Genomic DNA, 25,943 nt, shown 5'->3' on the forward strand with positions numbered 1-25,943 from the left:
CGATGCTCGAAATCCAGCATCTCAGTGTCGCTTACGGTCCGGTGCGCGCACTGCGCGACGTGACGGTCACGGTGCCGCGCGGCCAGGTCACGGCGGTGCTCGGCGCCAACGGGGCGGGCAAGTCCACACTCCTGCGGACGATCTCGGGCCTGGTCCGCGCCGAGCACGGGACCGTGCTGCTCGACGGCCACGACCTGACCCGCACCCCGGCCGAGAACATGTCCGCGCTCGGCCTGTCCCACGTGCCGGAAGGGCGCGGGGTGATCACGGAATTGACTGTGGCGGAGAACCTTCGGCTCGGTGCGCTCGGCCGGCGTGACAAGTCCCGGCCGGTCGACATCGACCGGGTGTTCACCTTGTTCCCGATGCTCGCGCAGCGCCGCGACCAGCTCGCAGGCGCCATCTCGGGTGGGCAGCGGCAGATGCTGGTGATCGGCCGTGCGCTGATGGCCGACCCCACCATGCTGCTGCTCGACGAACCGTCGCTGGGCCTGGCACCGCGCGTCGTCGCCGAGATCTTCGATCTCCTGCGCGGTCTGGTGGAAACCGAAGGGCTCACGATCCTGCTGGTGGAGCAGAACGCCCGCAGTGCCTTGTCCATCGCCGACCAGGGCGTCGTGCTCAATCTGGGGAAGGTCGTCGTCTGCGACGCCGCCGCGACCCTCGCCGGTGACGACCAACTCCGCCACGCGTATCTCGGCTTCTGAGAAGCACTTCCGGTTAGGACCTCTCGTGCAGCAATTGGTGAACACACTGCTCACCGGCATCAGTTCGGGCGCGATCTACGCGGCGTTCGCACTGGCTCTGGTACTCATCTGGCGATCCACCCGGATCGTGAATTTCGCGCAGGCGCCGATGGCGATGGTGACCGTCTATGTCGCGCTCGTGATCGTCGACGCCGGATACTCCTACTGGCTGGGGTTTTTCGCGGCGCTGGCGTGTGGCTTCCTGCTCGGTGCGGTGACCGAACGCGTGGTCATCCGGCCGGTGGAGGGGAAACCGGATATCAACGCGGTCATCGTCACGCTCGGCCTGTTCATCGTGATCCAGGCGATCGCGGCCATCGTCTTCGGCACCCGGTACCGATCCTTTCCCGCGCCGTTCGGCTTGCGCGGTTTCCAGATCGGCGAATTCAATCTGGCGCTCACCGGTTTCGGTGTGTTCACGATCGTGTCGGTGCTGATCGTGATGGTGCTGCTGGCGGCGTTGTTCCGGTTCACCGATGTCGGACTGAAGATGCGCGCCTCGGCGTTCAGCCCGGAGGTCGCCCGGCTGCTCGGAGTGAAGGTCAACCGGATGCTCACCTTGGGCTGGGCGCTGGCGGCACTGACTGGGACTCTGTCCGGACTTCTCATCGCGGGCGGGAATCTGGTGCATCCGGCGTTCATGGACTCGGTAGTGGTGTTCGGTTTCGTCGCCGCGGTGATCGGCGGGCTGGAGAGCCCGGTCGGCGCGGTGGTCGGCGGCTTGCTGCTGGGGTTGGGACTGAGCTTCGTCAGCGGCTACGTGGGTTCGGAACTGGTCCCGCTGGCCTCGCTGGTCATCTTGCTGGCGGTGCTGCTGGCGCGCCCCGGCGGTCTGTTCTCCCGGACCGCGACTCGGAAGGTCTGAATCATGTTGCGCACCTTGAAGACATCGGTGCTGCTGCGGCACCTGACGCTGGCGCTGCTCGGCCTTGTCGCGATCGTCGTCGTGGTGGAGTCGGTGAGCGACTACCGATCCGTGCAGCTGGCGTCCATGGCCTACCTGGCCATCGCCGCGGGCGGGCTGACGATGCTCACCGGCCTCAACGGGCAGTTGTCGCTGGGGCACGGCGCGTTCCTGGCGATCGGCGCCTACACCACCGCGGTCGTTCTCCAGAAGTTCTCGGACGCACCGATTCTCGTCGTCCTGCTGGTCGCGACCGTGGTGACGACGATGATCGGCGCGGTGGTCGGGGTGGCGGCGGCGCGCCTGCACGGCCCCTACGTCGCGGGGGCCACCTTGGCTTTGGCCATCGGTGTACCGGGGCTGGCCATCTACTTCGACGAATTCCTCGGCGGCGAACAGGGACTCAACGTGCGCGCCCCCGCTGTGCCGGACTGGCTCGGCGACCTGGCGTTCTTTCTGACCGGGAACGAGATGTCGGTGAGCAAGTACGTGGCCTACCTCGGCTGGTGCTGTCTCATCGTGGTGTTCGTGCTGTTGGCGAACCTGTCGGCGGGCCGGGTCGGACGGCGTTGGCGGGCGGTGCGCGACGATGAGATCGCCGCCTCGCTGGCCGGAATCAATCTGGGCCGAACCAGGATTCAGAGTTTCGTCGTCAGCACCGCGTGCGCGGGGCTGGCCGGCGCGATCATGGCGCTCTCGGTGCGGATCACCGCGCCGAGCGGGTTTCCGCTCACGCTCTCGCTGGTGCTGCTCAGCGCGATCGTGCTGGGCGGGCTCGGCAGCCTCGTCGGTGCGCTGGTCGGTGCGGCACTGCTCACCTATCTGCCGCCCGCCGTCACCGATCTGGGCTCGGGCATCGGGCTGAGCGACATCCAAGCAGCTGAGCTCACCCCGCTCATCTACGGGCTCACCACCATCGCGGTCATCCTGGCGGCTCCGTCGGGTCTCGTCGGCATTGCCGGCGCACTGCTGCGGCGGCGCTCGCGGCCTCGCGATGACCAAGCCCAGATCCGTAACGATCAACCCGGTTCGAAGGAGATTCGGCAGTGATGAAGACATGGATGAAACGGGTGGCCTCGGCCACCTGCGCCTGCGTGGCGGCAGCGTCGCTGGTGGCGTGCGGTGCGGGCGCGGAGCGAACCGGGGGCGGTGGTGGTGAGTCCAGCGTCGGCGTCACCGACACCAGCGTCAAGATCGGCGGTCATTTCCCGCTCACCGGCGTCGCGGCGCCCGGCTACAGCGAGATCCCCGTCGGCCATCAGGCCTACTACGACTACCTCAACAAGAAGGGCGGCGTGAACGGGCGAACGATCGAGTTCCTCGCGCGTGACGACGCCTACAACCCCACCAACACCAGCCGTGTCGTCAACGAACTGGTGCTCAAGGACCAGGTCTTCGCGATTGTCGGCGGGCTCGGCACCCCGACGCACAGCGCGGTGGTCGACTTCCTCAACAGCGAGAAGGTGCCCGATCTCTTCGTCTCCTCCGGGTCGCTGGCCTGGGGTGACGCGGTGCAGAAGAAGCCGTTCACCTTCGGTTGGCAGCCCGATTACGAGGTCGAAGGCAAGATCATCGGCGACTGGATCAAGAAGAACAAGCCGAACGCGAAGGTCGGCTTGTTCCTGCAGGCCGATGATCTCGGCGCCGATGGCGAGAAGGGCATCAACCAGTACATCAAGAACCAAGTCGTCCAGGCCGTTCGCTACACCCCCGGCAACACCGACATCGGCCCCCAGATCGCCGCGTTGCAGGCCGCCGGAGCGGACCTGGTGGTGGGCTTCAACGTCCCCTCGTACACGGCGTTGAGCCAGCTCGGCTCGCTCAAGCTCAACTACAAACCGTCCTGGTTCTACAGCAATGTGGGCTCCGACCCGGCGCTGGTCGGTTCGCTGCTCGCCCGGTTCTCCGAAGGCGCGGTCGGCAACGGTGGCGGCATGCTCGACGGTGTGATGACCACCTCCTACGTGGCCGATCCCGAGAGCGTGGGCGATCCGTGGACGGATCTGTGGCGCACGGTGTGGCAGGAGAGTGGCCAGCAGGGCGAGCTCACCGGCTACCACGTCTACGGCATGGCACAGGCCTACACCTTCGTGCAGGCCTTGCAGGCGGCCGGACCCGAACCGACCCGCGAGGGCATTGTGGCGGCGATCGAGAAGGTCGGTGCCGAATTCGACGGGCCGGGGCTGGCACCGTTGCGGTTCTCGAAGGACAACCACCTGGGGATGTCGGGTGTGCGCGTCGCCGAGATCAAGAACGGCGCGCTTACCTCGGTCACGCCGGTCCTGGTGACCGGTGGCGGTGACACCCCGATCACCCAGGACAACTCCGGCGCGGACCAGGACAAACCGACCGCGAACGGGATCCCGGACGTGCCCGCGGCGAAGTAGCAGGCACGCGCGGCGGGCTCGGTGATCGTGACCGGGCCCGCTGCCTGTTCGCCGCGGCCGGTCGAGGCGGCGCGGCTGGGGAGGATGTGCTGGAAAAGCGATGGCGGGCGACCATTAGGCTGGTAGCTGACCTGAGCCCCAGCACAGAACAGGACCGTACCCCGATATGACTACCCGCATCGAGCTCGCCCGCGTCGATCTGCGCGGTCGTACTCCTTCCACTGCCGAGCTGCGCACCGCGCTGCCGCGTGGCGGGGTCGACGTCGACTCGGTGCTGCATCATGTGCGGCCGGTCGTCGAGGACATTCGTGATCGAGGTGCCGCGGCCGCGCTGGACTACAGCGAGAAGTTCGACGGTGTGCGGCCCGCGGTGGTGCGGGTGCCGGTCGGCGAGCTGAGCAAAGCCCTCGCCGAGCTGGACCCGGCTGTTCGGGCGGCGCTCGAGGTCGCGATCGAGCGGACCAGGAAGGTGCACGCCGATCAGCGGCGTACCGACACGGTGACCGAGGTCGTGCCCGGTGGCACCGTCACCGAGAAGTGGCTGCCGGTGGAGCGTGTCGGGCTGTATGTGCCCGGCGGCAACGCCGTGTATCCGTCGTCTGTGGTGATGAATGTGGTCCCGGCGCAGGCCGCGGGTGTCGAGTCGCTGGTGGTGGCCTCGCCGCCGCAGTCCCAGTTCGGTGGGCTGCCGCACCCCACGATCATGGCGGCGGCCGCGCTGCTCGGCGTCGACGAGGTGTGGGCGGTCGGCGGTGCGCAGGCGGTGGCATTGCTGTCGTACGGCGGTGTCGATACCGATGGTGGGGCGCTCGAGCCCGTCGATCTCATCACCGGGCCGGGCAATATCTACGTCACCGCGGCCAAGCGGTTGTGCCGCGGGCTGGTGGGCATCGATGCCGAAGCGGGCCCGACCGAGATCGCGGTGCTGGCCGATGCCACCGCCGATCCGGTGCACGTGGCCGCTGATCTGATCAGTCAGGCCGAGCACGACGTGCTGGCCGCCAGTGTGCTGGTCACCGATTCTCCCGCGCTGGCCGACGCGGTCGATGCCGCGCTGAATGCTCAGCTCACGGTGGTCAAGCACAATGATCGGGTACGGGAAGCGTTGTCGGGCAAGCAGTCCGGGATCGTGCTCGTCGACGACATCGCGCAGGGTTTGCGGGTCGTCGATGCCTATGCCGCCGAGCACCTCGAGATCCAGACCGTCGACGCTGCCGCGGTCGCCGCACGGGTGCGCAGTGCGGGCGCGATCTTCGTCGGCCCGTGGGCGCCGGTCAGCCTGGGTGACTACTGCGCCGGCTCGAATCACGTGCTGCCGACCGCAGGCTGCGCGCGGCACTCCTCGGGGCTGAGCGTGCAGACGTTCCTGCGTGGCATCCACATCGTGGAGTACACCGAGGCGGCGTTGAAGGATGTCGCCGGACACGTTGTCGCCCTTGCCGATGCGGAGGATCTGCCCGCGCACGGTCAGGCCGTGCAGGCGCGTTTCGAGGCGCTGTCGTGAGCACTCCCACCGTGCCCGGCGCCTCGGCGACCCTGGACCAGCTACCACTGCGCGACAACCTGCGGGGCAAGTCTCCTTATGGCGCACCGCAATTGACGGTGCCGGTGCAGCTCAATACCAACGAGAACCCGCACCCGCCGAGCAAGGCGCTGATCGACGACGTCGCCGAGTCGGTGCGTGCCGCCGCGGCCGATCTGCACCGGTACCCGGATCGAGATGCCGTCGCCTTGCGCCACGACCTGGCCGAGTATCTGACCCGGCAGACCGGCGTCGCGGTCGACACCGCGAATGTGTGGGCGGCCAACGGCTCCAACGAGATTCTGCAACAGCTGTTGCAGGCATTCGGCGGACCGGGCCGCAGCGCACTGGGTTTCGTGCCCTCGTACTCGATGCATCCGATCATCTCGGAGGGGATCGACACCGAGTGGGTCGAGGCCAAGCGCAGCGGTGACTTCTCGCTCGATATCGACTACGCGGTGGCGCAGATCGTCGAACGCAGGCCTGACGTGGTGTTCGTGACGAGCCCCAACAACCCGACCGGGCACAGCATTCCGATCGACGAGCTCGAGCGGATTCTCGATGCCGCGCCCGGCATCGTCGTCGTGGACGAGGCCTACGGCGAGTTCTCGGCGGCGCCCAGCGCGATCACCCTGATCGACCGGTTCCCGACCAAGCTCGTGATCACCCGCACCATGAGCAAGGCGTTCGCCTTCGCGGGCGGGCGCCTGGGCTACCTGGCCGCCTCGCCCGCGGTGATCGACGCGATTCTGCTGGTGCGCTTGCCGTATCACCTGTCGGTGGTCACCCAGGCCGCCGCCCGCGCGGCCTTGCGGCACGCTGACGAAACCCTCGGCAGTGTCGCGGAACTGGCGGCCCAGCGTGATCGGGTCGCCGCCGCGCTGGTGCCGCTCGGCTTCGACGTGATCCCCAGTGACGCCAACTTCGTGCTGTTCGGCCGGTTCACCGACGCGGGCGCCGCATGGCAGCACTACCTCGACGCGGGCGTGCTGATCCGCGACGTCGGCATCCCCGGCTACCTGCGCGCCACCATCGGCCTCGCCGCCGAGAACGACGAATTCCTGCGCGTGAGCCGCGATATCGCGGGCACCGACCTTACTCACTGAATCCACCTGTGGAGGAGCACATCATGAGCAGAACAGCGCGGGTGGAACGCGTCACCAAAGAGTCCTCGATTCTGGTGGAGCTGAACCTCGACGGTACCGGGCAGACCGAGATCTCCACCGGCGTGCCGTTCTACGACCACATGCTGACCGCGCTCGGCGCGCACGCCGGGTTCGACCTGGTCGTGCGAGCCGAGGGCGACATCGAGATCGAAGCGCACCACACGGTCGAGGACACCGCGATCGTGCTCGGCCAGGCACTCGGCCAGGCGCTGGGCGACAAGAAGGGGATCCGCCGCTTCGGCGACGCGTTCATCCCGATGGACGAAACCCTCGCGCACGCCGCCGTCGACGTGTCCGGGCGACCGTACTGCGTGTTCACCGGTGAGCCGGAACACCTGGTGCACACCATCATTCCCAGCGCGGGTCCCGGTGCCTCGTATTCGACGGTGCTCAACAAGCACGTCTTCGAGTCGATCGCGCAGAACGCCCGTATCGCCCTGCACGTGCGGGTGCTCTACGGCCGCGACCAGCACCACATCACCGAGGCCGAATTCAAGGCTGTCGCACGGGCTTTGCGCACCGCCGTCGAAATCGACCCCCGGGTCAGTGGTGTGCCGTCCACGAAGGGTGTGCTGTGAAATCCGTTGTGCTGCTGGACTACGGCTCCGGCAACCTGCACTCCGCCGAACGCGCGCTGGTGCGTGCGGGTGCGCAGGTGGAGGTCACGGCCGATCCGGAAGCCGCGCTGGCCGCCGACGGCCTCGTCGTCCCCGGTGTCGGCGCGTTCGCGGCCTGCATGGCCGGGCTGCTGTCGGTGCGCGGTGACCGGATCATCGGTCAGCGCCTCGCGGGCGGACGTCCCGTACTCGGCATCTGCGTCGGCATGCAGGTCATGTTCGACCGCGGCGTCGAGTTCGGTGTCGAGACCGAGGGCTGCGGTGAGTGGCCGGGCACGGTCGCCGGTCTGGACGCCCCCGTCCTCCCGCACATGGGCTGGAACACGGTCAAAGCACCCGCCGACAGCACCCTGTTTGCCGGCATGGACGCCGACACCCGCTTCTACTTCGTCCACTCCTACGCGGCCCAGCAGTGGGAACTCCCCGACAACGAGCACATCGCCCCCGCGAAGCTCACCTGGGCCGAACACGGGGTTCCGTTCCTGGCAGCCGTCGAGAACGGGCCACTGTCGGCTACCCAGTTCCACCCGGAGAAGTCCGGCGATGCGGGTGCGCAGTTGCTGCGCAACTGGATCGGGTCGCTGTAGTTCCGGCGGTTCGTGGGCCGTCGACGCCACGGTCTCGCCAGGGGTGAACAATATTTCCACTCGTGGCTACGCATGGCGATCGCCGGCCAGGAACGCACGGACCAGCGTGACGCAACGGTGGGCGTCGTCGAACCATGGGGCGTGGCCGCCGGGAACGACGGCGAGGTGTGCGCCGGGGATCTTCGCCACGGATGACCGTGCCTGTTCGGGTGAGCAGAAGACGTCGTCTTCGCCCCAGACGAACAGGGTCGGAGTGTCGATTCGGGCGAGTTCGGCGTCGGTGAGGACGTTCTCGGGGCGTGCGGTCCGATCTTGGATCAGGCGGCGCAGGAGGGCGCGGTAGGACGCGGCTTGTCCTGGTAGGCGCAGTGGCAGGCGGTGTAGGTCGAGCATGTCGTCCGACATCGCGCGTGCCGCGTTCGCGCCGATCGCCTCGGTGAGAGCGATCCGTGCGATGAACCGAGGGGACGGTAGTCGCATCAGGCTCTGGTCGAAACGTCCCCGGATCGGGGAGGTCAGGGCTGCGAACTCGGCGATGACGCGGGATCCGGGCAAGGCGGTGGCGGGGGTGGCGACCAGCGCTGCTCGCGATACTCGCTCGGGTGCGTCGAGCATCGTCCAGAGGGTGAACAGGCCGCCCAGGGAGCTGCCGACGAATGCGGCTCGTTCTATGTCGAGCGCGTCGAGAGTTCCGGTGACTACGCCGATCGCTAGTTCGCGGACTGTTCGACCCTGCCAGGTGCAGGGCGGGGCGAGGCTGTGGCCGGGGAGGTCGATCAGGATGTGCCGGAAGCCGGGCAGGCCGGCGACCAGGGGTGCCATGCCCATCGCGGGCGCGGAGATGCCGTTGATGTGGACGAGCGGCTCACCCTCGCCGACTGTCAGGACGCGAACCGTGGGGTCGCCCAGCATGACTACGTGTTCGGTGGTCGTCAGTCCGTAGGTGGCGGCAACACGTTGTTCCGCCGCGCGGATCCGCCGCTCGAGGCCCTGGGAATTGCTCATGTGACCACTGTCGGCCTCGAGCGTGGTCGCGTCTTGGACGAATGTTCGGCATCAGGTCGCCGCGAGTGCGCCGGGGGTGATTCCGGCGAAGGCCGCCATGTCGCGGTGGAGGTGGGATTGGTCCGAATAGCCGCATGCCACAGCGACTTCGGCGGCGGAGCGGCCCACCGTCAGCAGGTCGAACGCGCGGCGGAATCGGACCACCATCGCCGCTCGTTTGGGTGTCACGCCGACCTGTGCGGTGAATCTCGACCACACGCGCTGGCGACTCCACCCGGTCAGTTCGGCCAGCTCCCGCACCTGGACCGCGCCCCTGTCCGCGATGATTCGCTCCCAGCAGGCGGCGACCTCGGGATCGGCCATCCTGGTTGTTTCCCGGGCGGCCAGAAATTTCGTTGTCACCGCGAATCTCTGCGCCCACGTTGTCATTTCGGACAGCTGCTCGCACAGCAGCGGTGCCGCCGATCCCCAGATTTCGCCCGGTCCCGCCAAGGCGCCGGCCAAGTCGGCCGGAGCGACACCGAGCAGGCGGTAGGCGACGATCGGCGACATCCGCAACTCCACGCATTCGAGGCGCTCCGCGCGGACATGACGAATACCGGGAACGAGACCGGCGACCAGCCCATCGAAGGTGGGCTGCTGATCAGGACCGTCCACGGTCAAACGACTGTCCCCGAACTGGATCACCACGGTGACCTCCGGCCGAGCGAAAATCCGCATATCGCACCCCACGGACCCACGGTCGCGAAACCCGTCCATCGAAACGCCCGCCATCGCTGTCGCTGTCGACCTCGCCAGGTCCCAACCGACATCCAGCTCCCGTTCGGACATGATCGGCCGCACATTTCGAGCGTACGAGCTCGGTTGCGAGCCAGGCAACCTCGTTCGGACCCTGGATAAAGGTCGGCGTAAGGAGTCTGCAAGTGGCCACTGCGATCGTTCACGCGTCCTCTTCTCGGAGGTGCGTTGACGGTAGGAGACATTGTGGGCGAGACGGTCGATGGCCAGCACTCGGGCAGCGGTAACGATCCTTTCTGGACGGGCCCGCGGTTCCTCGACGCGGTGACGGCGATGACCTTTGTCGTCCTGGTGATCCTGCAGTACGGGTGGTGGCGCGACCATGGTCGCCCGTTTTCGTGGGTCTTGGTGCTCGCGACACCGCTGTTGGCGTTCGTGCCCTCGGGGATCATCGTGAAGGCTGTTCGCAAGCGGTGGACCGCGCGATGGGCCGATGAGCACGGTTTCGTCTATCACCGCGCGGCAGGATGGCCGGTGCCCGAGTGGGACTTCCCGCCGTTCACTATCGGCCGGGCACGGCGCTTTCGGGTCCGCGACGCGATGCAGGGCAGGATCGGCAGTTACCCGGCCAGCTTCTTCCATCTGACCTGGCTCCACAACAACAAGATCAACATCAGCACTCACTACCGAAATGTCTTCATCATCGACCTTCCCGCGGCGCTTCCCCGGTTGACGATGGGGCCGACGTTGGACCTGTCCACCGGTGATCGGGTGGAGTTCGAATCCGCGGACTTCAACAAGCACTACTCGGTGCATTCGTCGAATCCGGCGTTCGCACACGCGGTTTTCACACCGCGCACGATCGAGCTGCTGGTGAACCTCGGGCCGCGAAGGCAGGCGGCGAGCGTGACCAAGTTCGAGATCGTGGGCAACCAACTGGTGGGGGTCACCATCCTCGGCAATCGACCCCGCGAGATCGGCACGGTGTTCGAGGTGATGCGAATCGTCGCCGAGGGCATCCCCAGGTTCGTCTGGACCGACTACGCGACTCAGTCCGATCGGTCGGAGCAGTACGGCCCCGACGCTCTCAGAGAACGGAATTTCGCATGAGTACCGCTGTCCTGGTCACCGCTGTCGTCGTGGGGCTGATCGTGGTTCTGTGGTACTTCGCTGCCTACAACGACTTCGTCCGGCTCCGGAACCTGGTCGCCGAATCATGGAAACAGATCGACGTCGAGCTGCAGCGCCGCCACGACCTGGTACCGAATGTGGTCGCCACCGTTGAGCGGGCCGCGGCCTTCGAGCGCGGCACCTTGGAAGCGGTGATCGAGGCGCGTAACCGTGCGCGGGCACTCACCGGCGCCGCGAAGCCTACTGGCACCGCCGTGTTCGCGGTCGCCTCCGCCGAGAACGCTCTGACCACGGAGCTCAGGCGCGTGCAGGCCCTCTCCGAGGAGTATCCCGAGCTGGGAGCTGTGCGCAACTACGCGGCACTGCAGCGCGAGCTGGCCGACATCGAGGACCGGATCGCGGCTTCCAGGCGCCTGTACAACGCGAATGTCCGTGCCCTGAACACCAAGGTCGAATCCGCGCCCGCCATGCTGGTCGCTTCGCTGCATCACGTGTCCGCGGCCGAGTACTTCGAACTGAGCGGTCCGCAAGTGCGGGCCGTCATAGATCTGGACCAGCTGTTCAGCGATCGGACGGGCCGATAGCGGGCCACTGATCGTTCAGTCGATCCAGTCGTAGCCACCATCGGCAGCGGTCAGCTGGGCGCGAATGGTCAGCGATTGTCGAAGTGCGCTTGGTCGGCGGCTTCGGTGCCCGCGGTCCAGCCTTCGGCGCTGCGGATGGTGATGCCTCGGGTGCGGGCGGTGGGGAAGTAGGTGTCGAAGGCTTTGTCCACTCGTTGTCGGTGGGAGGCCAGGGCTGGGAGCAGGTGGGTGGGCGCGTCGGCGATGGTTACCTCGGCGGCCTTGGCGAGGCGTTCGCCGATTCTCGTGGCATAGGCGGTGAGGTACGCCTTGCGGTAGTGGCGGGAGCGGGATTCCTCGGTGGTGGCGTTGTCGATCATGGTGCGGGTGGCTTGGACGAGCAGGGAGGTGGACAGGATCTCCACGGCGTCGAGGTCGAGGTCGTCGCCGACTATCGTGACGAAACCCCAGTCGGCGACGAAGATCGCGCGGGCGCGATTGGCTCGGGTGACCATGTCGATGAGCAGGGCTTTGGCGTCGGTGTAGGGGGTTTCGAGCCAGATTCTGCGGGCGGCCGGGAGGTCGGGGTCGGCTCGCTCGGCGTCGAGTAGGGCGCGGTCGATGGCGTATTTGGTCATGAGTTCCTGCGCTTTGGCGGAGAGGGTTTCCGCTTCTTCGGCGAAGGAGGTCGACTCGGCTTTGGCGAGGAGGCCGCGCACTCGGCCGAGGGTCTTTTCGTCGACGTGGTGGTGGGTGGTGGTTTGTCCGCGGGTGCCGGGGAGCGGGAGGATCTGCTCGAGTTTCGGGAGCTGGATGAGCAGGCTCAGGGCGCTCAGGGCTGCGGTGAGGGCCTCCGCTCCGGTGAGCAATCGGCGATCGGCCCACTGGTCGAGGTGCGGGCGGTCGGCCGTCCACCACACCGTGGCCGCCAGCTCGCCCAGTTGCGACTGCCAGATCTCGTCGACGGATTCGGCGGGGAACTCGGCGAGATGCTCGGCCATCAGGTCCGCCAGATAGCCGGTCGCGAACTCGTCCACCCGCCTGCGCGCGGCCTCGTGGATGTCGGCGGGTAACCAGCCGAACTCGAAGGCGCGGGCGATGATTCGCTGCCCGGCGAGCTGCATTCCGGCGGTCAACTCCGCGCCGGCCACCTGTTCGACGAACCGCGCGATCGCGTTCTTGTCGCCCTGGGCGGCGAGGAAGGCCACCGTCGCGATCGCGTCGGCGACCTGCGCCACGTCACCCGAGAGCGCGGCGTCGACCGGAAGTCCGGGAGCGGCTGCCGGTTTACGGCCCGTGCGACGTCGACGATTCTGCTTGGCCAAGAGGCAGGGTCCTGTTCGTGACGGGGATGGGCAGCGGCGCGAAAGTTCGCGGCCGTCCATTGTCGCGCATCGTCCTAGCGGGGGAGGCGGGGTGATGCTCTCGGCGTCGTAGTCGTGTCCGGCCCGACAAAATCCGACTGTGGGTGGATTCGGTGCGCAGCGGGCGGACATAAGGTGGCGATATGAGCTACCGGGGGATGTTGACCGAGGAACGGGCCGAACTGATCGCACTGCTGCGGAGTTTGAGCGAGCAGGAGTGGGAGACGCCGTCGCTGTGTGCGGGGTGGAGAGTGCGCGATGTCGTCGGGCATATGCTGCAGGACACGCTGAGTCCGCTGAATTACGCGGGAGTGGTGGTGAAGAGTCTCGGGTCGGTGAATCGCACCAATAACACGATCGCGCAGTCGTTCTCGGCGCTGCCGACCGCGCAGATGGTGGACAAGCTCGACAACGAGGCGGGTCGACTGTCGAAGCTCTCACCCCGGCTGATGCTGTCCGACCTGGTGGTCCACCACCAGGATATCCGCCGCCCGCTCGGCCGCCCCCGCACCATTCCCGCCGATCGTCTCACCGCTGTCCTTTCCTACCCGGACCCCTTCGCCTTCCCCGGCAGATACACCAAGGGCCTGCGCTTCGTCGCCACCGATGTCACCTGGTCCTCGGGCAACGGCCCGGAAGTCCGGGGCCCGGGCGAGGCCATCGCGCTCGCCGTGGTCGGCCGCACCGTCGCCCTCGACGACCTCACCGGCGACGGCCTGCCCGAACTCCGCCGCCGCCTCGGCTGAACGATTCGACCCTTCTCGGAATCCGCGAAAAGTTCACCGGGGCAATAACTCTCGCTCAGCGCCGAAGAGCGGTCGCCGTCTGCGTCCGCGAGAGCTTGTCGGGATTACGCACGGAGTAGAGCCCGGTGATGAGGCCGTCGTCGACGCGGACCGCGAAGACCGTGTCGATCGCGCCGTCGCGGCGCAGGATCAGGGCGGGGTGGCCGTTGAGCTGGGCCGGTTCGACGGTCATCTCGGCGCCGATCCTCGGCACACTGGCGGTGAGCAAGGCGGCGACCAGGTCGGCGCCCACGATCGGCGACAGCGCCGCCTGCTTGATTCCGCCGCCGTCACCGAGGAAGACGACATCCGGCGCGAGTAGGTCGAGCAGATTCCGCAGATCGCCGGTTTCGATCGCCCGCTGGAACGCCGCGAGCGCATCGCGGGATTCGCTCGCGGACACGATCCCGCGCGGTCGGCGGGCCGCGACGTGGGCGCGCGCCCGGTAGGCCAGCTGGCGGACGGCGGCAGGGCTCTTGTCGACGGCGTCGGCGATCTCGTCGTAGCGCAGATCGAACACTTCGCGCAGCACGAACACCGCTCGTTCGATCGGCGCCAGCGTCTCGAGGACGAGCAGCATGGCCATCGAGACGCTCTCCGCCAGCTCGACGTCCTCGGCCACGTCAGGCGTGGTCAGCAGCGGTTCGGGTAGCCAGGGACCGACATAGGACTCCCGGCGCCGGCCGAGCGTTCGCAGCCGATCGAGTGACTGGCGGGTCGTGATCCTGACCAGATACGCGCGCTGGTCCCGCACCGTATCGAGGTCGACGCCCACCCACCGCAGCCACGTCTCCTGCAACACGTCCTCGGCGTCGGCGGCCGAGCCGAGCATCTCGTAGGCGACCGTGAACAGCAGATTGCGATGGGCGACGAACACCGCGGTCGCGGTGTCGTCGGGCGTGGTCCGCGGCGCCATGGGTAGCTCCTGTCTCCGCTCGGATGTGTCGCACACCAGACGCCGGCCGCCGCCGTGGCGTAACACCGATCCGCAGTGGCGTGCGTCACGCCGACCGGGTGTTACGGAGCTCCGGTCGCGTTCGTCTCATGGTCGTCCGATCCAGCACTACCAGTGAGGAACCCGTCATGGAAGCCCGATTCAACCTTTTCGACACCGAGGTCGGCGCCAAGTTCAGCAAGCGATTCGGCAACGCCAGCCTGGCGCTGATGCAGTCGACGCTGCCGAAAGCCACCCAGGACCTGGTGATGTTGCGCGTCAGTCAGATCAACGGCTGCGGCTACTGCACCGACGCGCACAGCAAGGACCTCGCTCACGCCGGCCAGTCCGCGACGCGGATCAATCTTGTTGCCGCATGGCGCGAATCGACCGTGTTCACCGACGCGGAACGGGCGGCGCTGGCGCTGGCCGAGGAAGGTACCCGTGTCGCCGACGCCGCGCGGGGTGTGTCCGACGAGACCTGGGCCCAGGCGCGTCAGCACTACGACGACGAGCAGCTCGCCGCCTTGGTTGCCGTGGTGGCCCAGATCAACGCGGCCAATCGGCTCGGGGTGATCCTGCGTCAGCAGGGCGGTTCCTATGAGCCCGGCATGTTCGAAGCCGTGGCCGGCTGATCGAGTCGGGGAGTCGTCACAGGCCGGGCTCATCGGATCCGGCCTGTCCCGAACAGGTGACTACCCCGCGGCGGTGCGGCCGCAGTCGTCGAGGGTCGGCCTCCATCGCTTCGCTGACCGGTGCGCGCCCGGAGGAATCGGGTCTGGTCTCCGGCATCAACAACGCCGCGTTCCAGATCGGTGCCGCGCTCGGCATCGCCGTCGCCTCGTCGGTGGCCTTCGCCTGCACCCCCGACCCGGGCTTCCAGGCGCGCACCGACGGCTTCCAGGCGGGCTTCGCGGCCACCGCGATCTTCGCCGCGGTCGGTCTGCTCACCGCACTGCTGTTGCTGCTGACCCGTCGCGCGAACACCGCTGCCGCCGCCGACGACCAGCATCTGGTGTCGACCGGACACTGAGGCGGGACCCGCCCGTCCGGCCGCGTCACGGCCGGGCGGGCGCACGCGCGCATCGACACGGCGCCGCGGTGGACCGTTGCGTGGTCCGGTGGGCAGACCTACTAGTCTGGTCGCGTGAGTCTTGTGCTGTTGCCCGCTGTCGATGTCGCCAATGGTGAGGCCGTGCGCCTTGTGCAAGGGGAGGCCGGTAGCGAAACGAGCTACGGGTCGCCTCGTGACGCGGCGTTCGCGTGGCAGCAGGCGGGGGCCGAGTGGGTGCATCTGGTCGATCTGGACGCGGCGTTTGGCAAGGGGAGCAATCGGGAGCTGATCGCGCAGGTCGTCGGTGAACTCGATGTCAAGGTCGAGCTGTCCGGTGGCATCCGTGACGACGATTCACTGAAGGCGGCGCTGGCCACCGGGTGCGCGCGAGTGAACATCGGTACCGCGGCGATCGAGGATCCGCAGTGGTGTGCGCGGGTGCTCGGTGAGTACGGCGACCGGATCGCGGTCGGGCTCGACGTCAAGCAGATCGACGGGCAGTGGCGGCTGCGTGGCCGCGGCTGGGTGACCGACGGCGGCGACCTGTGGGAGGTGCTCGAACGACTCGAGCGCGACGGGTGCGCGCGCTATGTCCTCACCGATGTCTCCAAGGACGGCACGCTGACCGGCCCCAACCTCGAGCTGCTGAGCGAGGTCGCCAACGCGGCCGAGGCGCCGGTGGTCGCCTCCGGCGGGATCTCGGTGCTCGACGATCTCGTCGCGATCGCGGGCCTGGCCGACGAAGGGGTCGAGGGCGCGATCATCGGCAAGGCGTTGTACGCGGGCCGGTTCACGCTGCCCGAAGCTCTGGCCGCGGTGCGCTGACACCGCCGATGACCGCCGCGCTGAGCACCGCCGAACTGACCGACCTGCTGACCGTCGCCACCCAGGTTCTGGACGGGGTGGTGCCGCGTTTCGTCGAAGGGCTCGGCGCGCCGAGCGCGGTGACCAAGGGCCGCAACGACTTCGCCACCGAACTCGATCTCGAGCTGGAGCGCACCATCTCCGCCGAACTCCAGCAGCGCACCGGGATCGCGGTGCACGGCGAGGAATTCGGTGGGCCCGCGCTCACCTCCGGCACGGCCTGGGTGCTCGATCCGATCGACGGCACCTTCAACTACTCCTCCGGTCACCCCATGTCGGGCACGCTGCTGGCGCTGGTGCACGAAGGCGAGCCGGTGATCGGCCTGACCTGGCTGCCCATGCTCGGCCGCCGCTATGCCGCGGTATCCGGCGGGCCGGTGTATCTCGACGGCGTGGCGCTGCCGCCGCTGGAACCGGCCAAACTGTCGGACTCGATGATCGGGTTCGGCGCCTTCAACCTCGACTCGGCCGGTCGCATCCCCGGCCAGTTCCGCTTCGATCTGCTCGGTGCGTTGAGCCGGCTGTCCTCGCGTGTGCGCATGCACGGCGCGACCGGCATCGACCTGGCGTTCACCGCCTCCGGAGCGCTCGGCGGCGCGGTGGTTTTCGGGCACCACCCGTGGGACAACGCGGCGGGGGTCGCGCTGGTGCGCGCGGCGGGCGGCGTGGTCACCGACCTGGCGGGCGCGCCGTGGACGATCACCTCCGGTTCGGTGCTGGCCGCCGCACCGGGCGTGCACCAGGAACTGCTGGAAATGATCTGTACCGTCAGCGAAGAAGAACGAGGGTGAACCCCATGACACCGCGCACCGAAACCACCGCGGCGAGCACGCTGGCGGTCCGGGTGATCCCGTGCCTCGACGTCGACGCGGGCCGCGTGGTCAAGGGCGTGAACTTCCAGAACCTGCGCGACGCGGGCGACCCGGTGGAACTGGCCGCGACCTACGACGCCCAGGGCGCCGACGAGCTGACCTTCCTCGACGTCACCGCCTCGACCGGCGACCGCGCCACCATGCTCGACGTGGTGACCCGCACCGCCGAGCAGATCTTCATCCCGCTCACCGTCGGCGGCGGCGTGCGCACGGTCGAAGACGTCGACCGGCTGCTACGCGCGGGCGCGGACAAGGTGTCGGTGAACACCGCCGCCATCGCGCGCCCCGAAGTGCTGTTCGAGATGTCGCAGCGTTTCGGCGCCCAGTGCATCGTGCTCTCGGTCGACGCGCGCACCGTCCCCGACGGCCAGCCCGACACCCCCTCCGGCTGGGAGGTCACCACTCACGGCGGCAAGCGCGGCACCGGCATCGACGCCGTCGAATGGGCCATCCGCGGCGCCGAACTGGGCGTGGGCGAGATCCTGCTGAACTCGATGGACGCCGACGGCACCAAGGCAGGCTTCGACCTGCCGATGATCACCGCGGTCCGCGCCGCGGTCCGCGTACCGGTGATCGCCAGCGGTGGCGCGGGCTCGATCGAACACTTCCCTCCTGCCGTCCACGCCGGAGCCGACGCGGTGCTCGCCGCGAGCGTCTTCCACTTCGGCGATCTGACGATCGGTCAGGTCAAGGATGCGATGCGAGCGGACGGCATCACCGTCCGCTGACCCGTGAGCCCGCGCGCAGACGCGACAGCGCGGCGTCGGAGACGATCTCGCGCGGCAGCACGAATCCCATTGTGCCGTAGGCAGCCCCCATCCTGGCTGTCGAATCCGCGATGCTGTCATCGGAGCCCGCCGTCATTTGGAATCATCGTGCGGCGACTGCGATGGATTCTGGTGGCGCCGATGTTGGTTCGGGGATGAGTTTCGGAATCGCGTTGTCCCCTTTTGCCTTCGATCAGTCCGCCAATGCTGTGGACACGGCCGTGGACCTCGGCCGCGCGGCCGCCGAGGTCGGGTTGAGTTCTGTGTGGTTGGGGCAGACGTTCAGCACTGACTCGATTGTGTTGTCGGCGTTGATCGGTCGGGCGGTGCCGGGGATCGAGGTGGGGACTTCGGTGGTGCCGGTGCCGGGCAGGCATCCGTTGCTGGTGGCGAGTCAGGCGCAGACCGCGCAGGCGGCGGCCGGTGGGCGGTTCGTGCTCGGGTTGGGGCTGGGCGCTCGGTCGTTGTCCGAGCAGGCGTTCGGCGGGCCGTTCGATCGGCCTGCCCTCCGATTGCGCGAGTTCCTCACGGCGCTGCGGTCGATTCTCGATACCGGGGAGGTCGACTTCCGTGGTGAGACAGTGACCGCCGCCAGTCCGATGCCCACGGCGGTCGCGGGGGCGGACCCGACGGTGCCGGTGCTGGTCGCGGCGATGGGGCCGCAAGCGTTGCAGGCCACCGGGGAACTGGCCGACGGCACGTTGCCCTTCCTGGTCGGTCCCGAGGCACTGGCCGAGCACATTGTCGCGCCGTTGACCACCGCCGCGGCGACGGCGGGTAGGCCGCGTCCCGGCGTCGTCGCGATGGTCCCCGGCGTCGTGACCGCCGACGTCGCCGAGGCACAGCGTGTCGCCGAGGCGAAAACTGCCTTCTACGACACGGTTCCGTCCTATCAGCGGGTAGTCGCGCTGTCGGGCGCGCAGCGGGCCGCCGAGCTGGTGGTGATCGGTGACGAGGAGACAGTCGCCGCGCGGGTGGCCGACTACTTCGCCGCGGGCGCCACCGATGTGGTGTTCTCGCAGACCGACCTGACCACGCCCGAGGACCAGCAGCGCACCTGGCGGCTGCTCGGTGAGCTGAACCGCGCTCGCTGAACCACCCTCACAGTCCCATGTCCGCGGCGATGGTGGTGCGCAGGACTTCGCTGGTGCCGCCCAGGATGCGGTCGATGCGGTGGTCGGCGTAGAGGCGGGCGATGGGGGAGTCCGCGAGATAGCCGACGCCGCCGTGCAATTGGAGGCAGCGGTCGATCACCCGGCCCGCCGACTCGGTGCAGAACATCTTGGCCGAGGCCGCATCGGCGGGGGTCAGGTCGCCGCGGTCGTGGGCGGCCAGGGCGCGGTCGACGACCGCCTCCAGCGCGTCGACCTCGGCACGGCAGGCGGCCAGTTCGAACTTGGTGTTCTGGAAGCCCGCCACCGAGTGGGTGAACGCGGTGCGCTCGGCGGTGAAGCGGTGCGCGAACCGGACCGCCGCGCCCGCCTGTGCGTGGGCGCCGACCGCGATGGTCAGCCGTTCCCGTGGCAGCTGCGCGGCGAGGTGGGCATCGCCGCGGTGCGCGTCGCCGAGGCGATCGGTGACCGGTACCCGGACATCGGTGAAGGTGAGTTCGGCTGTGCCCGAGACCTTTCGGCCGAGGGTGTCCAGCGCGCGGCCGACCCGATAGCCGGGCGCGGCGGCGTCGACGACCAGCAGCGACAGGCCGTAGGTGGGGTCTTCGCTGTTCGGGGCCGCGGTGCGCGCGACCACGATGACGCGGTCGGCGTGCACACCACCGACGACGAAGGTCTTCGAACCATTGAGCAGATATTCGGTGCCGTCCAGCGACAACGGCGCGGTGGTCCGCATATCCGACGGTTCGGTCCCGGTGCCCGGTTCGGCGACCGCGAGCGCGAACATCGTTTCGCCGGTGACGAATCCGGGCAACCACCGTTGCCGCTGTTCGGCGGTCGCCAAGTCGGTGATCAGCGGCAGACAGCGCGACACATGGGCGCGTGCGCCACCGAAGGATACCGCGGCGCGGGCGATCTCCTCGGTGAGCACCGCCCGGTACCGCAACGAGTCCAGGCCGGAGCCGCCGTATTCGACGGGCACCTCCATGCCGAGAATCCCGAGTTCGCCCAGCCGGTAATAGAATTCGCGCGGCACCAGTCCGTTGTCGTACCACTTGCCGAAACTCGGCACGACTTCGGCCTCGATGAACGCGCGCATCGCCGCCCGGAAGGCGCGGTGCTCGGCATCGAAAACTGTTCTGCGCATGAAGGATTCCTTACCGGCCGGAAAGGCCACGAGCCGACCCGCCCGACGAGTTGATCGGGCGGGCCGGCGAGACGGCGGTGCGTTGGGACTACTTCGGCGGGGTGGGGACCGCGGGATCCTTGCAGTAGGCGCCGAGGTCGGCCGGGCACGGCGCGAGAATCGTCGAGAAGTACTGGTATGCCGAGAACAGCGCCAGCGGACCACCGACGGTGACCAGCCCGATCATCGTGCCGACCGCGCCGAGCGTGGCCGCGCCGAGCACGCAACCGGCCACCGTGGCGCCGACCCACGGCACCAGCAGCATGATCACCGGGCTGGCGATGGTCGCGCCCGCGGCACCGCCGACCAGGCAACCGATGCCGCCGCCGACCACCGCGCCGACGATGGCCGCCACGGCGCCACCGACGCCGAGGCGCTGGCTGAGCACGCCGAGGGCGGCCTGATCACGCGGGGTGAACGACTCGGCGATCTGCTGCGCGGCCACGTCCTGGGTGATCAGGTTCGTCGCCGGGGCCACCGGGGTGCCGCCCTCGCGAGACGGGGTCAGGGTCGCCTTGCCGCCGTCGATGGTGGCCGCGATCGGGTACACCTTGTCGTCCATGCGGTAGGTCAGTGGCAGTGCGGCGACCGGGGTGTCGGCGCCGGTGGTGAGTACCAACTGGCCGTCGACAACCTGCAGTTTGCCGTCGGTGGACAGCACCGCGGTGTCACCCTGCCTGCTGACCTCGTAGCGAACCTCGGTCTGGGGAGCCGGATCGGCGTGGCTGGTTCCGGTACTGGCACACAGGGCCAGCGCGGTCATGGCCGCCGTGGCCAAGGTGGTGGACATTCTCATCTTCGAACCTCATCGATCGGTGTTTTCGGACAGGCCGCGCACGCTGGGATGCGCTGCGCAACGGTTGGGGCAGCGACTATTTGCCGCTGGTGTCGATCAGGCCGCCCTCTTTGAGCGACCAGTGCTCGCCGACGAAGGTCTGGATGCCGACGGCTTCGAGCGGATAGCCGTCCTGGGGACCGGTTTTCATCGAGATGCCGGGCAGCATCAGGTCGGCGGAGACGTTGTCGAGCGAGCGCATCGCGTCACGCAGGCCCTCGCGGGTGGGGCACTTCGCCGCTTCCATGGTCTTGCGGAAGCTCTCGGCCATCGTCCATCCGGCCATGGCGTGCTGGTTCTCCGGATCGGCGCCGGGGGCGTACTGCGTCAGCTTGGCTCGGTAGGTCTGCATGCCGGTGTCGGTGGACCAGCGCGGGTCGGCGGCGTCCTTGAGGAACGCCGCGGTCACCGTGCCCTGGACGTTGGGCAGCCCGACCGGACGCAGGGTGGCCATGGTGTTGGACACCACGGCCAGCACGTGCAACGGATTCCAGTCGGCGTTGCGCACATCGGCGGCCAGTGCCTGCGCGGCGAACTTCGGTGTCGAGAAATTCAGCAGCACATCGGCTTTCGAGTTCGCCAGGTTGCGGACCTGAGCGTCGACGGTGGGGTCGGTGACCTCGAAGCTCTGCTCGGCGATCACCTTCACCCCGCTGCCCGCGACGCCCTCGGTGAACGCCGCCAGGAGGTCCTTGCCGAAGTCGTCGTTCTGGTAGAGCACCGCTACGGTCGCGTTCGGTCGCTGCTGCTTCACGTACTGCGCGTAAGCCAGACCCTCGGTGCGATAGCTGGGCTGCCAGCCCATGGTCCACGGGTTCTCGGTGGCGGAACCGAACTTGTTGGCCCCGGTGGCGACGAACACCTGCGGCACCTTGCGCTGGTTGAGGTAGTCGGTGACCGCCGAAGAAGTTGCCGTGCCCAGTGTTTGGAAGACCGCGAACACCTGGTCCTGTTCGACCAGGCGACGGGTCTCCTCGACCGTCTTGGGCGGTTGGTAACCGTCGTCGCGCACGATGTACTCGACTTTGCGGCCGTCGATGCCGCCCTGCTCGGCGTTGATGTAGTCGAAGTAGGCCTTGGCGCCCTTGGGCACCTCGCTGTAAGCCGAGGCCGGGCCCGACAGCGGGTACGCCCCGCCCAGCTTGATGGTGCTGTCGGTGATACCGGTGGTCTGCTGACCCTTGCAGTCGCCTTGACCGACAGAGCCGGTCTCCTCGCCGCGACCGCCACACGCGGTGAGGGTCGCGAGGAGCGCGGCCGTCACGCCGATGGAGCGGATTGCCCTAGTGCGCATGAGTTTTCCCTTTCCGGACACGATGTCCGAGCCATTGCGACCACTGGGTGGCCAGGCCGGCCAAACCCTTCGGTGCGAGGTACATGACCGCGATGATCAGCAGTCCGAAGATGACGCCGGGGGCGGCTTGATTGACGTCCTGGGCGAAGCTGGGCACGAACATCACGAACAGTCCGCCCAGCAGCGGGCCCCAGGTGGTGCCGAGTCCGCCGACGACCAGTCCGGCCAGCAGCGTGATCGACAGTGTGAGCGCGAAGGAGTCGGGCGAGACGAACGCGATCACCCAGGTGTAGACACAGCCCGCGATGCCCGCCAGCAGCGCGCTCCAGGCGAAGGCGAGCGTTTTGTAGTGCGCCAGATTCACTCCGAGTACCTCGGCGGCGATCTCGTTGTCGCGCACCGCGTGCAGCGCGCGCCCGACCCTGGAGCGCAGCATCCCGGCGACCAGCACGAAGCTCACCACGGTGGTGGCCAGTGCCAGGAAGTACAGCCATTGGTCCTCGGCCAGCCCGGTCCACGCGGGCGGGACGGGCTTGGTGACGGTGAGTCCCATGGAACCGCCGGTGAGTCCGTCGAACCGCTTGAGCAGCGGCACCAGGAAGATCGCGATGGCCAGGGTGACCAGTGCCAGGTACAGCCCGCGCAGCCGCAGCGCCGGGACCCCGAGGGCGAAGCCGAGGGCGAAGGTGACGGCCGCGGCGATCGGAATGGTCGCCAAATACGGTGTGTCCCAGTGTTCCATCGCGATCGCGGCCGTATAGGCACCGATGGCGAAGAAGGCGCCGTGACCGAGCGAGATCTGGCCGGTGTGGCCGACCAGCAGGTTCAGCCCGAGCAGGGTGACCGCGTAGATCATCGCCATGGCCAGCTGGAAGGTATGGAAGGGCACCAACTGGAAGGGGGCGAGGCAGGCGAGAAGGAGCAGCACGCCGATCGCGACGAGTGGCCAGCGCACCGTATTCAGCCGGTGCAGTATCGGTTTCGCGACCGGGGTAGCCGAAGGCCTTGCCGCAATGTTCACTTCGCTCATACTCGTTCCACCGCCGCGTGTCCGAACAGGCCTTGAGGGCGCAGCAACAGCACGCCCAGGATGATCACCAGCGGCACACCGATCTTGAGTTCGGTGCCGATCGCGTCGACGTAAGCGCCGGTGAGGGTTTCGGCGACGCCGACGATCAGACCGCCTGCCACCGCGCCGCCGGGGGAGTCGAACCCGCCCAGCGTCGCCGCCGCGAAGGCGTAGATCAGGACCCCGCCCATCATGTTGGGTTCGAGGAACAGCAGCGGTGCCGACAGCACGCCCGACACCGCTCCGACCAGCGCGGCCAGACCCCAGCCGAGCGCGAGCACGGTGCCGACCCGGATGCCGACGAGCTTGGCCGACTGCGGGTTACACGCCACCGCCCGCATCGCGAGCCCGATCCTGGTGTAGCGGAACAGCAGATACAGCAGTGCCATGACCACGGCGACGACGAGCAGAATGCCGAGGCTGCCGTAGCCCACACTCAGGCCGCCACCACGTAAAGCGCCCTCCGGGAAGGGGTTCGGGAACGACTTGGTCTGATACGACCAGATCCAGCCCGCGGCGGCGTGGATCGTGAAGAACAGTCCGACGGTGACGATCACCAGGGTGATCTCGGGTGCGCCCTCGACCGGACGGATCACCACTCGTTCGATCAGCATGCCGCCGGCGAACGAGATGGCCAAGGTGAGCGGCAGCGCCGTCCAGAACGGCATGATCTGGCTCAGCTGCCAGGCCAGGAACGCCGAGAACATGGCCAGCTCGCCCTGGGCGAAATTGACGATTCCGGTGAATCGGTAGATGAGTACCAGGGCCAGCGCGAGGCCCGCGTAGATGGCGCCCGCCGAGAGTCCCTCGACGAGTTGCTGCAGGAATTCGATCACGGCTTCACCTGGATTCCCAGGTAGGAGCGGGTGACCTGCTCATCGGCCCGGATCTGCTCGGCGGTGCCCGACAAGACGATGCGCCCGGTTTCCAGGACGTGCGCCTGCTGGGCGACATTGAGCGCGAGGTGGGCGTTTTGTTCGACGACGATCACCGTGGTGCGTTCCTCTTCGTTGATGGTGGCGACGATCCCGAACAACTCCTGGGTGACCAGCGGCGAGAGGCCGAGTGAGGGCTCGTCGAGCAGCAGCAGGCGGGGCCGCAGCATCAGGGCCCGGCCGATGGCGAGCATCTGCTGCTGGCCGCCGGACAGGCCGCCCGCGGCGTCGCGCTGTTTGTCGCGCAGGATCGGGAAGTAGTCGTAGACGCGGCGCAGGTCGGTGTCGACGGCGGCGCGGTCACGGCGGGGGTAGGCGCCGAGGCGCAGGTTCTCTTCGACGGTGAGCGGGGCGAAGGTGCCGCGCCCCTCCGGCACATGGGCGACACCGAGGCGCGCCATCGTCTCCGGTGCGCGACCGGACACTTCGTCACCGTCCAGGAGCAGGCTGCCGCGCACCTTGATCATCCCGCACAGGGCGCGCAGCAGGGTGGTCTTGCCCGCGCCGTTCGGGCCGAGGATCGCGCATACCGCGCCTTGTGCGACCGAAAAGCTCACGCCGTGCAGGACTTTCGCGGCACCGTACCCGGCGTGCAGGTCGGTGACCACCAGGTACGCGTCGTCTGCGGTCGGCCAGTGCTCGCTCATGCCGAAGCTCCCAGGTAGGCGCGGATGACGGCCGGATCCTGCTGTACCGCTTCCGGTGTGCCCTCGGCGATCACCTGGCCGAACTCGAGACAGATCACCCGATCACAGGTGCCCATCACGAAACCCATGTGGTGTTCGACGACGATCACGGTCAGCGCGAGGTCGGCCTGCAGGGCGCGCAGCCGCTGGGCGAATTCGTCCACTTCGCCGTGGCTCAGGCCGTTCACCGGCTCGTCGAGCAGCAGCAGTTGTGGTCGCACCGCCAGCGCTCTGGCGAGTTCGATGCGTTTGAGGGTGCCGAAGGGCAGGCCCGCGGCTGGATGCTCGGCGACCGCGGTCAGGTCGAGGCGTTCGAGCAGTTCGTCGGCCTCGACGCGCAGCGCCTTCTCCTCCTTGCGGACCTTCGGCAACCGCAGCCCCGCCGACACGAAGCCCGCGCAGGCCCGGTGATGCGCGCCGACGAGGATGTTCTCGCGCACCGAGAGGCGGGGGAACAAGCCGAGGTTCTGGAAGGTGCGGGCGATGCCGAGTCCGGCGAGCGCGTCCGGGCGCGCCGTCGACAGATCGGTATCGCGGTAGCGCATGGTGCCCGACGTCAGCCGGTTGCGCCGGGTCAGGCAGTTGAACAGGGTGGTCTTGCCGGCGCCGTTGGGTCCGATCAGGCCGACCATTTCGCCGGGAGCGACCGTGAACCCGACGTCCTGCAGGGCGGTGATGCCGCCGAAGCGCACCGTCAGGTTGGTTATCTCGAGCATGCGGCAAACACTAAGACCGCAGGTCGGAGCCCACATTGGACGTTGCGGACCAAGAACGCAGCCGCCGCTCGTCCGCTGCGGACAGTGTGACGTGGTTGACACTG

29 protein-coding genes are annotated in these 25,943 nt (G+C 68.1%); 17 read left to right on the top strand and 12 right to left on the bottom strand.

Annotation, left to right across the window (positions count from 1 at the left end; translation table 11 throughout):
- Positions 1-2: 2 nt before the first annotated feature.
- The 8 genes from ACQHI0_RS05210 (at position 3) to hisH (ending at position 7,929) form a co-directional block, all read left to right on the top strand.
- Positions 3-707, top strand: coding sequence for an ABC transporter ATP-binding protein (locus ACQHI0_RS05210; RefSeq protein WP_427906784.1), 705 nt, complete (start codon positions 3-5; stop codon positions 705-707).
- Between the two features lie 25 nt (positions 708-732).
- Positions 733-1,611 carry a branched-chain amino acid ABC transporter permease gene (locus tag ACQHI0_RS05215; RefSeq protein ID WP_427906785.1) on the top strand — a complete coding sequence of 293 codons (879 nt, stop codon included), beginning with the start codon at positions 733-735 and terminating at the stop codon, positions 1,609-1,611.
- 3 nt (positions 1,612-1,614) lie between these two features.
- Complete coding sequence (locus ACQHI0_RS05220; RefSeq protein WP_427906786.1) at positions 1,615-2,700, top strand: branched-chain amino acid ABC transporter permease; 1,086 nt, start codon at positions 1,615-1,617, stop codon at positions 2,698-2,700.
- Positions 2,700-4,037, top strand: a complete 1,338-nt coding sequence (locus tag ACQHI0_RS05225; RefSeq protein ID WP_427906787.1) for an ABC transporter substrate-binding protein — start codon at positions 2,700-2,702, stop codon at positions 4,035-4,037. Before ACQHI0_RS05220 ends, ACQHI0_RS05225 begins: the two co-directional genes overlap by 1 nt.
- A gap of 166 nt (positions 4,038-4,203) precedes the next feature.
- The gene (hisD, locus tag ACQHI0_RS05230; RefSeq protein ID WP_427906788.1) at positions 4,204-5,541 is read left to right on the top strand and encodes a histidinol dehydrogenase; all 1,338 of its coding nucleotides are present in this window, start codon (positions 4,204-4,206) and stop codon (positions 5,539-5,541) included.
- Positions 5,538-6,665 (top strand): histidinol-phosphate transaminase, encoded by a 1,128-nt coding sequence (locus ACQHI0_RS05235; protein ID WP_427906789.1) that lies wholly within the window; start codon positions 5,538-5,540, stop codon positions 6,663-6,665. The genes hisD and ACQHI0_RS05235 overlap by 4 nt, the downstream gene beginning before the upstream one ends.
- Positions 6,666-6,688: 23 nt before the next feature.
- Entirely contained in the window at positions 6,689-7,303 is a 615-nt protein-coding gene (gene hisB, locus ACQHI0_RS05240) for an imidazoleglycerol-phosphate dehydratase HisB (RefSeq protein WP_427906790.1), read from the top strand.
- Positions 7,300-7,929, top strand: coding sequence for an imidazole glycerol phosphate synthase subunit HisH (gene hisH, locus ACQHI0_RS05245; protein WP_427906791.1), 630 nt, complete (start codon positions 7,300-7,302; stop codon positions 7,927-7,929). Before hisB ends, hisH begins: the two co-directional genes overlap by 4 nt.
- 66 nt (positions 7,930-7,995) lie before the next feature.
- On the opposite strand, the gene ACQHI0_RS05250 is transcribed toward hisH, so the two are convergent.
- Positions 7,996-8,934, bottom strand: coding sequence for an alpha/beta fold hydrolase (locus ACQHI0_RS05250; protein ID WP_427906792.1), 939 nt, complete (start codon positions 8,932-8,934; stop codon positions 7,996-7,998).
- A 51-nt stretch (positions 8,935-8,985) separates the two neighbouring features.
- A complete protein-coding gene (locus ACQHI0_RS05255) occupies positions 8,986-9,654 on the bottom strand; it encodes a helix-turn-helix domain-containing protein (RefSeq protein WP_427906793.1) in 669 nt (222 codons plus the stop codon).
- Positions 9,655-9,918: 264 nt separating this feature from the next.
- On the opposite strand from ACQHI0_RS05255, the gene ACQHI0_RS05260 reads away from it, so the two are divergent.
- On the top strand, positions 9,919-10,782 hold the full coding sequence (locus tag ACQHI0_RS05260) for a DUF3137 domain-containing protein (RefSeq protein ID WP_427906794.1): 864 nt from the start codon (positions 9,919-9,921) through the stop codon (positions 10,780-10,782).
- Positions 10,779-11,387: a LemA family protein gene (locus ACQHI0_RS05265; protein ID WP_427906795.1), complete on the top strand. Its 609-nt coding sequence runs from the start codon at positions 10,779-10,781 to the stop codon at positions 11,385-11,387. Before ACQHI0_RS05260 ends, ACQHI0_RS05265 begins: the two co-directional genes overlap by 4 nt.
- A gap of 68 nt (positions 11,388-11,455) precedes the next feature.
- Here the strand turns inward: ACQHI0_RS05265 and ACQHI0_RS05270 are convergent, their stop codons facing one another.
- Positions 11,456-12,691, bottom strand: a complete 1,236-nt coding sequence (locus ACQHI0_RS05270; RefSeq protein WP_427906796.1) for a DUF2786 domain-containing protein — start codon at positions 12,689-12,691, stop codon at positions 11,456-11,458.
- Positions 12,692-12,873: 182 nt separating this feature from the next.
- On the opposite strand from ACQHI0_RS05270, the gene ACQHI0_RS05275 reads away from it, so the two are divergent.
- Entirely contained in the window at positions 12,874-13,476 is a 603-nt protein-coding gene (locus ACQHI0_RS05275) for a maleylpyruvate isomerase family mycothiol-dependent enzyme (RefSeq protein ID WP_427906797.1), read from the top strand.
- Between the two features lie 55 nt (positions 13,477-13,531).
- On the opposite strand, the gene ACQHI0_RS05280 is transcribed toward ACQHI0_RS05275, so the two are convergent.
- Positions 13,532-14,431 carry an RNA polymerase sigma-70 factor gene (locus tag ACQHI0_RS05280; protein ID WP_427906798.1) on the bottom strand — a complete coding sequence of 300 codons (900 nt, stop codon included), beginning with the start codon at positions 14,429-14,431 and terminating at the stop codon, positions 13,532-13,534.
- Positions 14,432-14,598: 167 nt separating this feature from the next.
- On the opposite strand from ACQHI0_RS05280, the gene ACQHI0_RS05285 reads away from it, so the two are divergent.
- The 5 genes from ACQHI0_RS05285 to hisF all read left to right on the top strand — a co-directional run bounded on the left by ACQHI0_RS05285 (position 14,599) and on the right by hisF (position 17,967).
- Entirely contained in the window at positions 14,599-15,084 is a 486-nt protein-coding gene (locus ACQHI0_RS05285) for a carboxymuconolactone decarboxylase family protein (protein ID WP_427906799.1), read from the top strand.
- Between the two features lie 56 nt (positions 15,085-15,140).
- On the top strand, positions 15,141-15,482 hold the full coding sequence (locus ACQHI0_RS05290; protein ID WP_427906800.1) for a hypothetical protein: 342 nt from the start codon (positions 15,141-15,143) through the stop codon (positions 15,480-15,482).
- A gap of 114 nt (positions 15,483-15,596) precedes the next feature.
- Entirely contained in the window at positions 15,597-16,328 is a 732-nt protein-coding gene (gene priA, locus ACQHI0_RS05295; RefSeq protein WP_427906801.1) for a bifunctional 1-(5-phosphoribosyl)-5-((5-phosphoribosylamino)methylideneamino)imidazole-4-carboxamide isomerase/phosphoribosylanthranilate isomerase PriA, read from the top strand.
- Positions 16,329-16,336: 8 nt separating this feature from the next.
- Complete coding sequence (locus ACQHI0_RS05300; protein ID WP_427906802.1) at positions 16,337-17,158, top strand: inositol monophosphatase family protein; 822 nt, start codon at positions 16,337-16,339, stop codon at positions 17,156-17,158.
- Positions 17,159-17,163: 5 nt separating this feature from the next.
- Complete coding sequence (gene hisF, locus ACQHI0_RS05305) at positions 17,164-17,967, top strand: imidazole glycerol phosphate synthase subunit HisF (protein ID WP_427906803.1); 804 nt, start codon at positions 17,164-17,166, stop codon at positions 17,965-17,967.
- Here hisF and ACQHI0_RS05310 read toward each other — a convergent pair.
- Positions 17,954-18,103 carry a hypothetical protein gene (locus ACQHI0_RS05310; RefSeq protein WP_427906804.1) on the bottom strand — a complete coding sequence of 50 codons (150 nt, stop codon included), beginning with the start codon at positions 18,101-18,103 and terminating at the stop codon, positions 17,954-17,956. The two genes, hisF and ACQHI0_RS05310, sit on opposite strands and share 14 nt — an antisense overlap.
- A 58-nt stretch (positions 18,104-18,161) precedes the next feature.
- On the opposite strand from ACQHI0_RS05310, the gene ACQHI0_RS05315 reads away from it, so the two are divergent.
- Positions 18,162-19,100, top strand: a complete 939-nt coding sequence (locus tag ACQHI0_RS05315) for a TIGR03564 family F420-dependent LLM class oxidoreductase (protein WP_427906805.1) — start codon at positions 18,162-18,164, stop codon at positions 19,098-19,100.
- Positions 19,101-19,107: 7 nt separating this feature from the next.
- On the opposite strand, the gene ACQHI0_RS05320 is transcribed toward ACQHI0_RS05315, so the two are convergent.
- From ACQHI0_RS05320 to ACQHI0_RS05350, 7 genes are all read right to left on the bottom strand, one after another.
- A complete protein-coding gene (locus tag ACQHI0_RS05320) occupies positions 19,108-20,265 on the bottom strand; it encodes an acyl-CoA dehydrogenase family protein (RefSeq protein WP_427906806.1) in 1,158 nt (385 codons plus the stop codon).
- A gap of 88 nt (positions 20,266-20,353) precedes the next feature.
- Positions 20,354-21,100, bottom strand: coding sequence for a hypothetical protein (locus tag ACQHI0_RS05325; RefSeq protein WP_427906807.1), 747 nt, complete (start codon positions 21,098-21,100; stop codon positions 20,354-20,356).
- Positions 21,101-21,176: 76 nt separating this feature from the next.
- A complete protein-coding gene (locus tag ACQHI0_RS05330; protein WP_427906808.1) occupies positions 21,177-22,433 on the bottom strand; it encodes an ABC transporter substrate-binding protein in 1,257 nt (418 codons plus the stop codon).
- Complete coding sequence (locus ACQHI0_RS05335) at positions 22,423-23,463, bottom strand: branched-chain amino acid ABC transporter permease (protein WP_427906809.1); 1,041 nt, start codon at positions 23,461-23,463, stop codon at positions 22,423-22,425. Before ACQHI0_RS05335 ends, ACQHI0_RS05330 begins: the two co-directional genes overlap by 11 nt.
- Entirely contained in the window at positions 23,460-24,338 is an 879-nt protein-coding gene (locus ACQHI0_RS05340) for a branched-chain amino acid ABC transporter permease (RefSeq protein ID WP_427906810.1), read from the bottom strand. Before ACQHI0_RS05340 ends, ACQHI0_RS05335 begins: the two co-directional genes overlap by 4 nt.
- Positions 24,335-25,084, bottom strand: a complete 750-nt coding sequence (locus ACQHI0_RS05345) for an ABC transporter ATP-binding protein (protein WP_427906811.1) — start codon at positions 25,082-25,084, stop codon at positions 24,335-24,337. Before ACQHI0_RS05345 ends, ACQHI0_RS05340 begins: the two co-directional genes overlap by 4 nt.
- On the bottom strand, positions 25,081-25,839 hold the full coding sequence (locus ACQHI0_RS05350; RefSeq protein WP_427906812.1) for an ABC transporter ATP-binding protein: 759 nt from the start codon (positions 25,837-25,839) through the stop codon (positions 25,081-25,083). The genes ACQHI0_RS05345 and ACQHI0_RS05350 overlap by 4 nt, the downstream gene beginning before the upstream one ends.
- Between the last annotated feature and the right edge of the window lie 104 nt (positions 25,840-25,943).

This window comes from Nocardia sp. FBN12 (genome assembly GCF_050320175.1).
Lineage (GTDB): Bacteria > Actinomycetota > Actinomycetes > Mycobacteriales > Mycobacteriaceae > Nocardia.

What these genes read in the sequence shown, in the direction of transcription:
- ACQHI0_RS05285 (WP_427906799.1), top strand. Translation starts at nt 14,599, where the DNA reads ATGGAAGCCCGATTCAACCTTTTCGACACCGAGGTCGGCGCCAAGTTC.
- ACQHI0_RS05320 (WP_427906806.1), bottom strand. Translation starts at nt 20,265, where the DNA reads ATGCGCAGAACAGTTTTCGATGCCGAGCACCGCGCCTTCCGGGCGGCG.
- ACQHI0_RS05310 (WP_427906804.1), bottom strand. Translation starts at nt 18,103, where the DNA reads ATGACGGCGGGCTCCGATGACAGCATCGCGGATTCGACAGCCAGGATG.
- ACQHI0_RS05280 (WP_427906798.1), bottom strand. Translation starts at nt 14,431, where the DNA reads ATGGCGCCGCGGACCACGCCCGACGACACCGCGACCGCGGTGTTCGTC.
- ACQHI0_RS05220 (WP_427906786.1), top strand. Translation starts at nt 1,615, where the DNA reads ATGTTGCGCACCTTGAAGACATCGGTGCTGCTGCGGCACCTGACGCTG.
- ACQHI0_RS05315 (WP_427906805.1), top strand. Translation starts at nt 18,162, where the DNA reads ATGAGTTTCGGAATCGCGTTGTCCCCTTTTGCCTTCGATCAGTCCGCC.
- ACQHI0_RS05330 (WP_427906808.1), bottom strand. Translation starts at nt 22,433, where the DNA reads ATGCGCACTAGGGCAATCCGCTCCATCGGCGTGACGGCCGCGCTCCTC.
- ACQHI0_RS05210 (WP_427906784.1), top strand. Translation starts at nt 3, where the DNA reads ATGCTCGAAATCCAGCATCTCAGTGTCGCTTACGGTCCGGTGCGCGCA.
- ACQHI0_RS05275 (WP_427906797.1), top strand. Translation starts at nt 12,874, where the DNA reads ATGAGCTACCGGGGGATGTTGACCGAGGAACGGGCCGAACTGATCGCA.
- ACQHI0_RS05325 (WP_427906807.1), bottom strand. Translation starts at nt 21,100, where the DNA reads ATGAGAATGTCCACCACCTTGGCCACGGCGGCCATGACCGCGCTGGCC.
- ACQHI0_RS05250 (WP_427906792.1), bottom strand. Translation starts at nt 8,934, where the DNA reads ATGAGCAATTCCCAGGGCCTCGAGCGGCGGATCCGCGCGGCGGAACAA.
- ACQHI0_RS05345 (WP_427906811.1), bottom strand. Translation starts at nt 25,084, where the DNA reads ATGAGCGAGCACTGGCCGACCGCAGACGACGCGTACCTGGTGGTCACC.
- ACQHI0_RS05255 (WP_427906793.1), bottom strand. Translation starts at nt 9,654, where the DNA reads ATGCGGATTTTCGCTCGGCCGGAGGTCACCGTGGTGATCCAGTTCGGG.
- ACQHI0_RS05350 (WP_427906812.1), bottom strand. Translation starts at nt 25,839, where the DNA reads ATGCTCGAGATAACCAACCTGACGGTGCGCTTCGGCGGCATCACCGCC.
- ACQHI0_RS05225 (WP_427906787.1), top strand. Translation starts at nt 2,700, where the DNA reads ATGAAGACATGGATGAAACGGGTGGCCTCGGCCACCTGCGCCTGCGTG.
- ACQHI0_RS05265 (WP_427906795.1), top strand. Translation starts at nt 10,779, where the DNA reads ATGAGTACCGCTGTCCTGGTCACCGCTGTCGTCGTGGGGCTGATCGTG.
- hisD (WP_427906788.1), top strand. Translation starts at nt 4,204, where the DNA reads ATGACTACCCGCATCGAGCTCGCCCGCGTCGATCTGCGCGGTCGTACT.
- hisF (WP_427906803.1), top strand. Translation starts at nt 17,164, where the DNA reads ATGACACCGCGCACCGAAACCACCGCGGCGAGCACGCTGGCGGTCCGG.
- hisB (WP_427906790.1), top strand. Translation starts at nt 6,689, where the DNA reads ATGAGCAGAACAGCGCGGGTGGAACGCGTCACCAAAGAGTCCTCGATT.
- ACQHI0_RS05335 (WP_427906809.1), bottom strand. Translation starts at nt 23,463, where the DNA reads ATGAGCGAAGTGAACATTGCGGCAAGGCCTTCGGCTACCCCGGTCGCG.
- ACQHI0_RS05300 (WP_427906802.1), top strand. Translation starts at nt 16,337, where the DNA reads ATGACCGCCGCGCTGAGCACCGCCGAACTGACCGACCTGCTGACCGTC.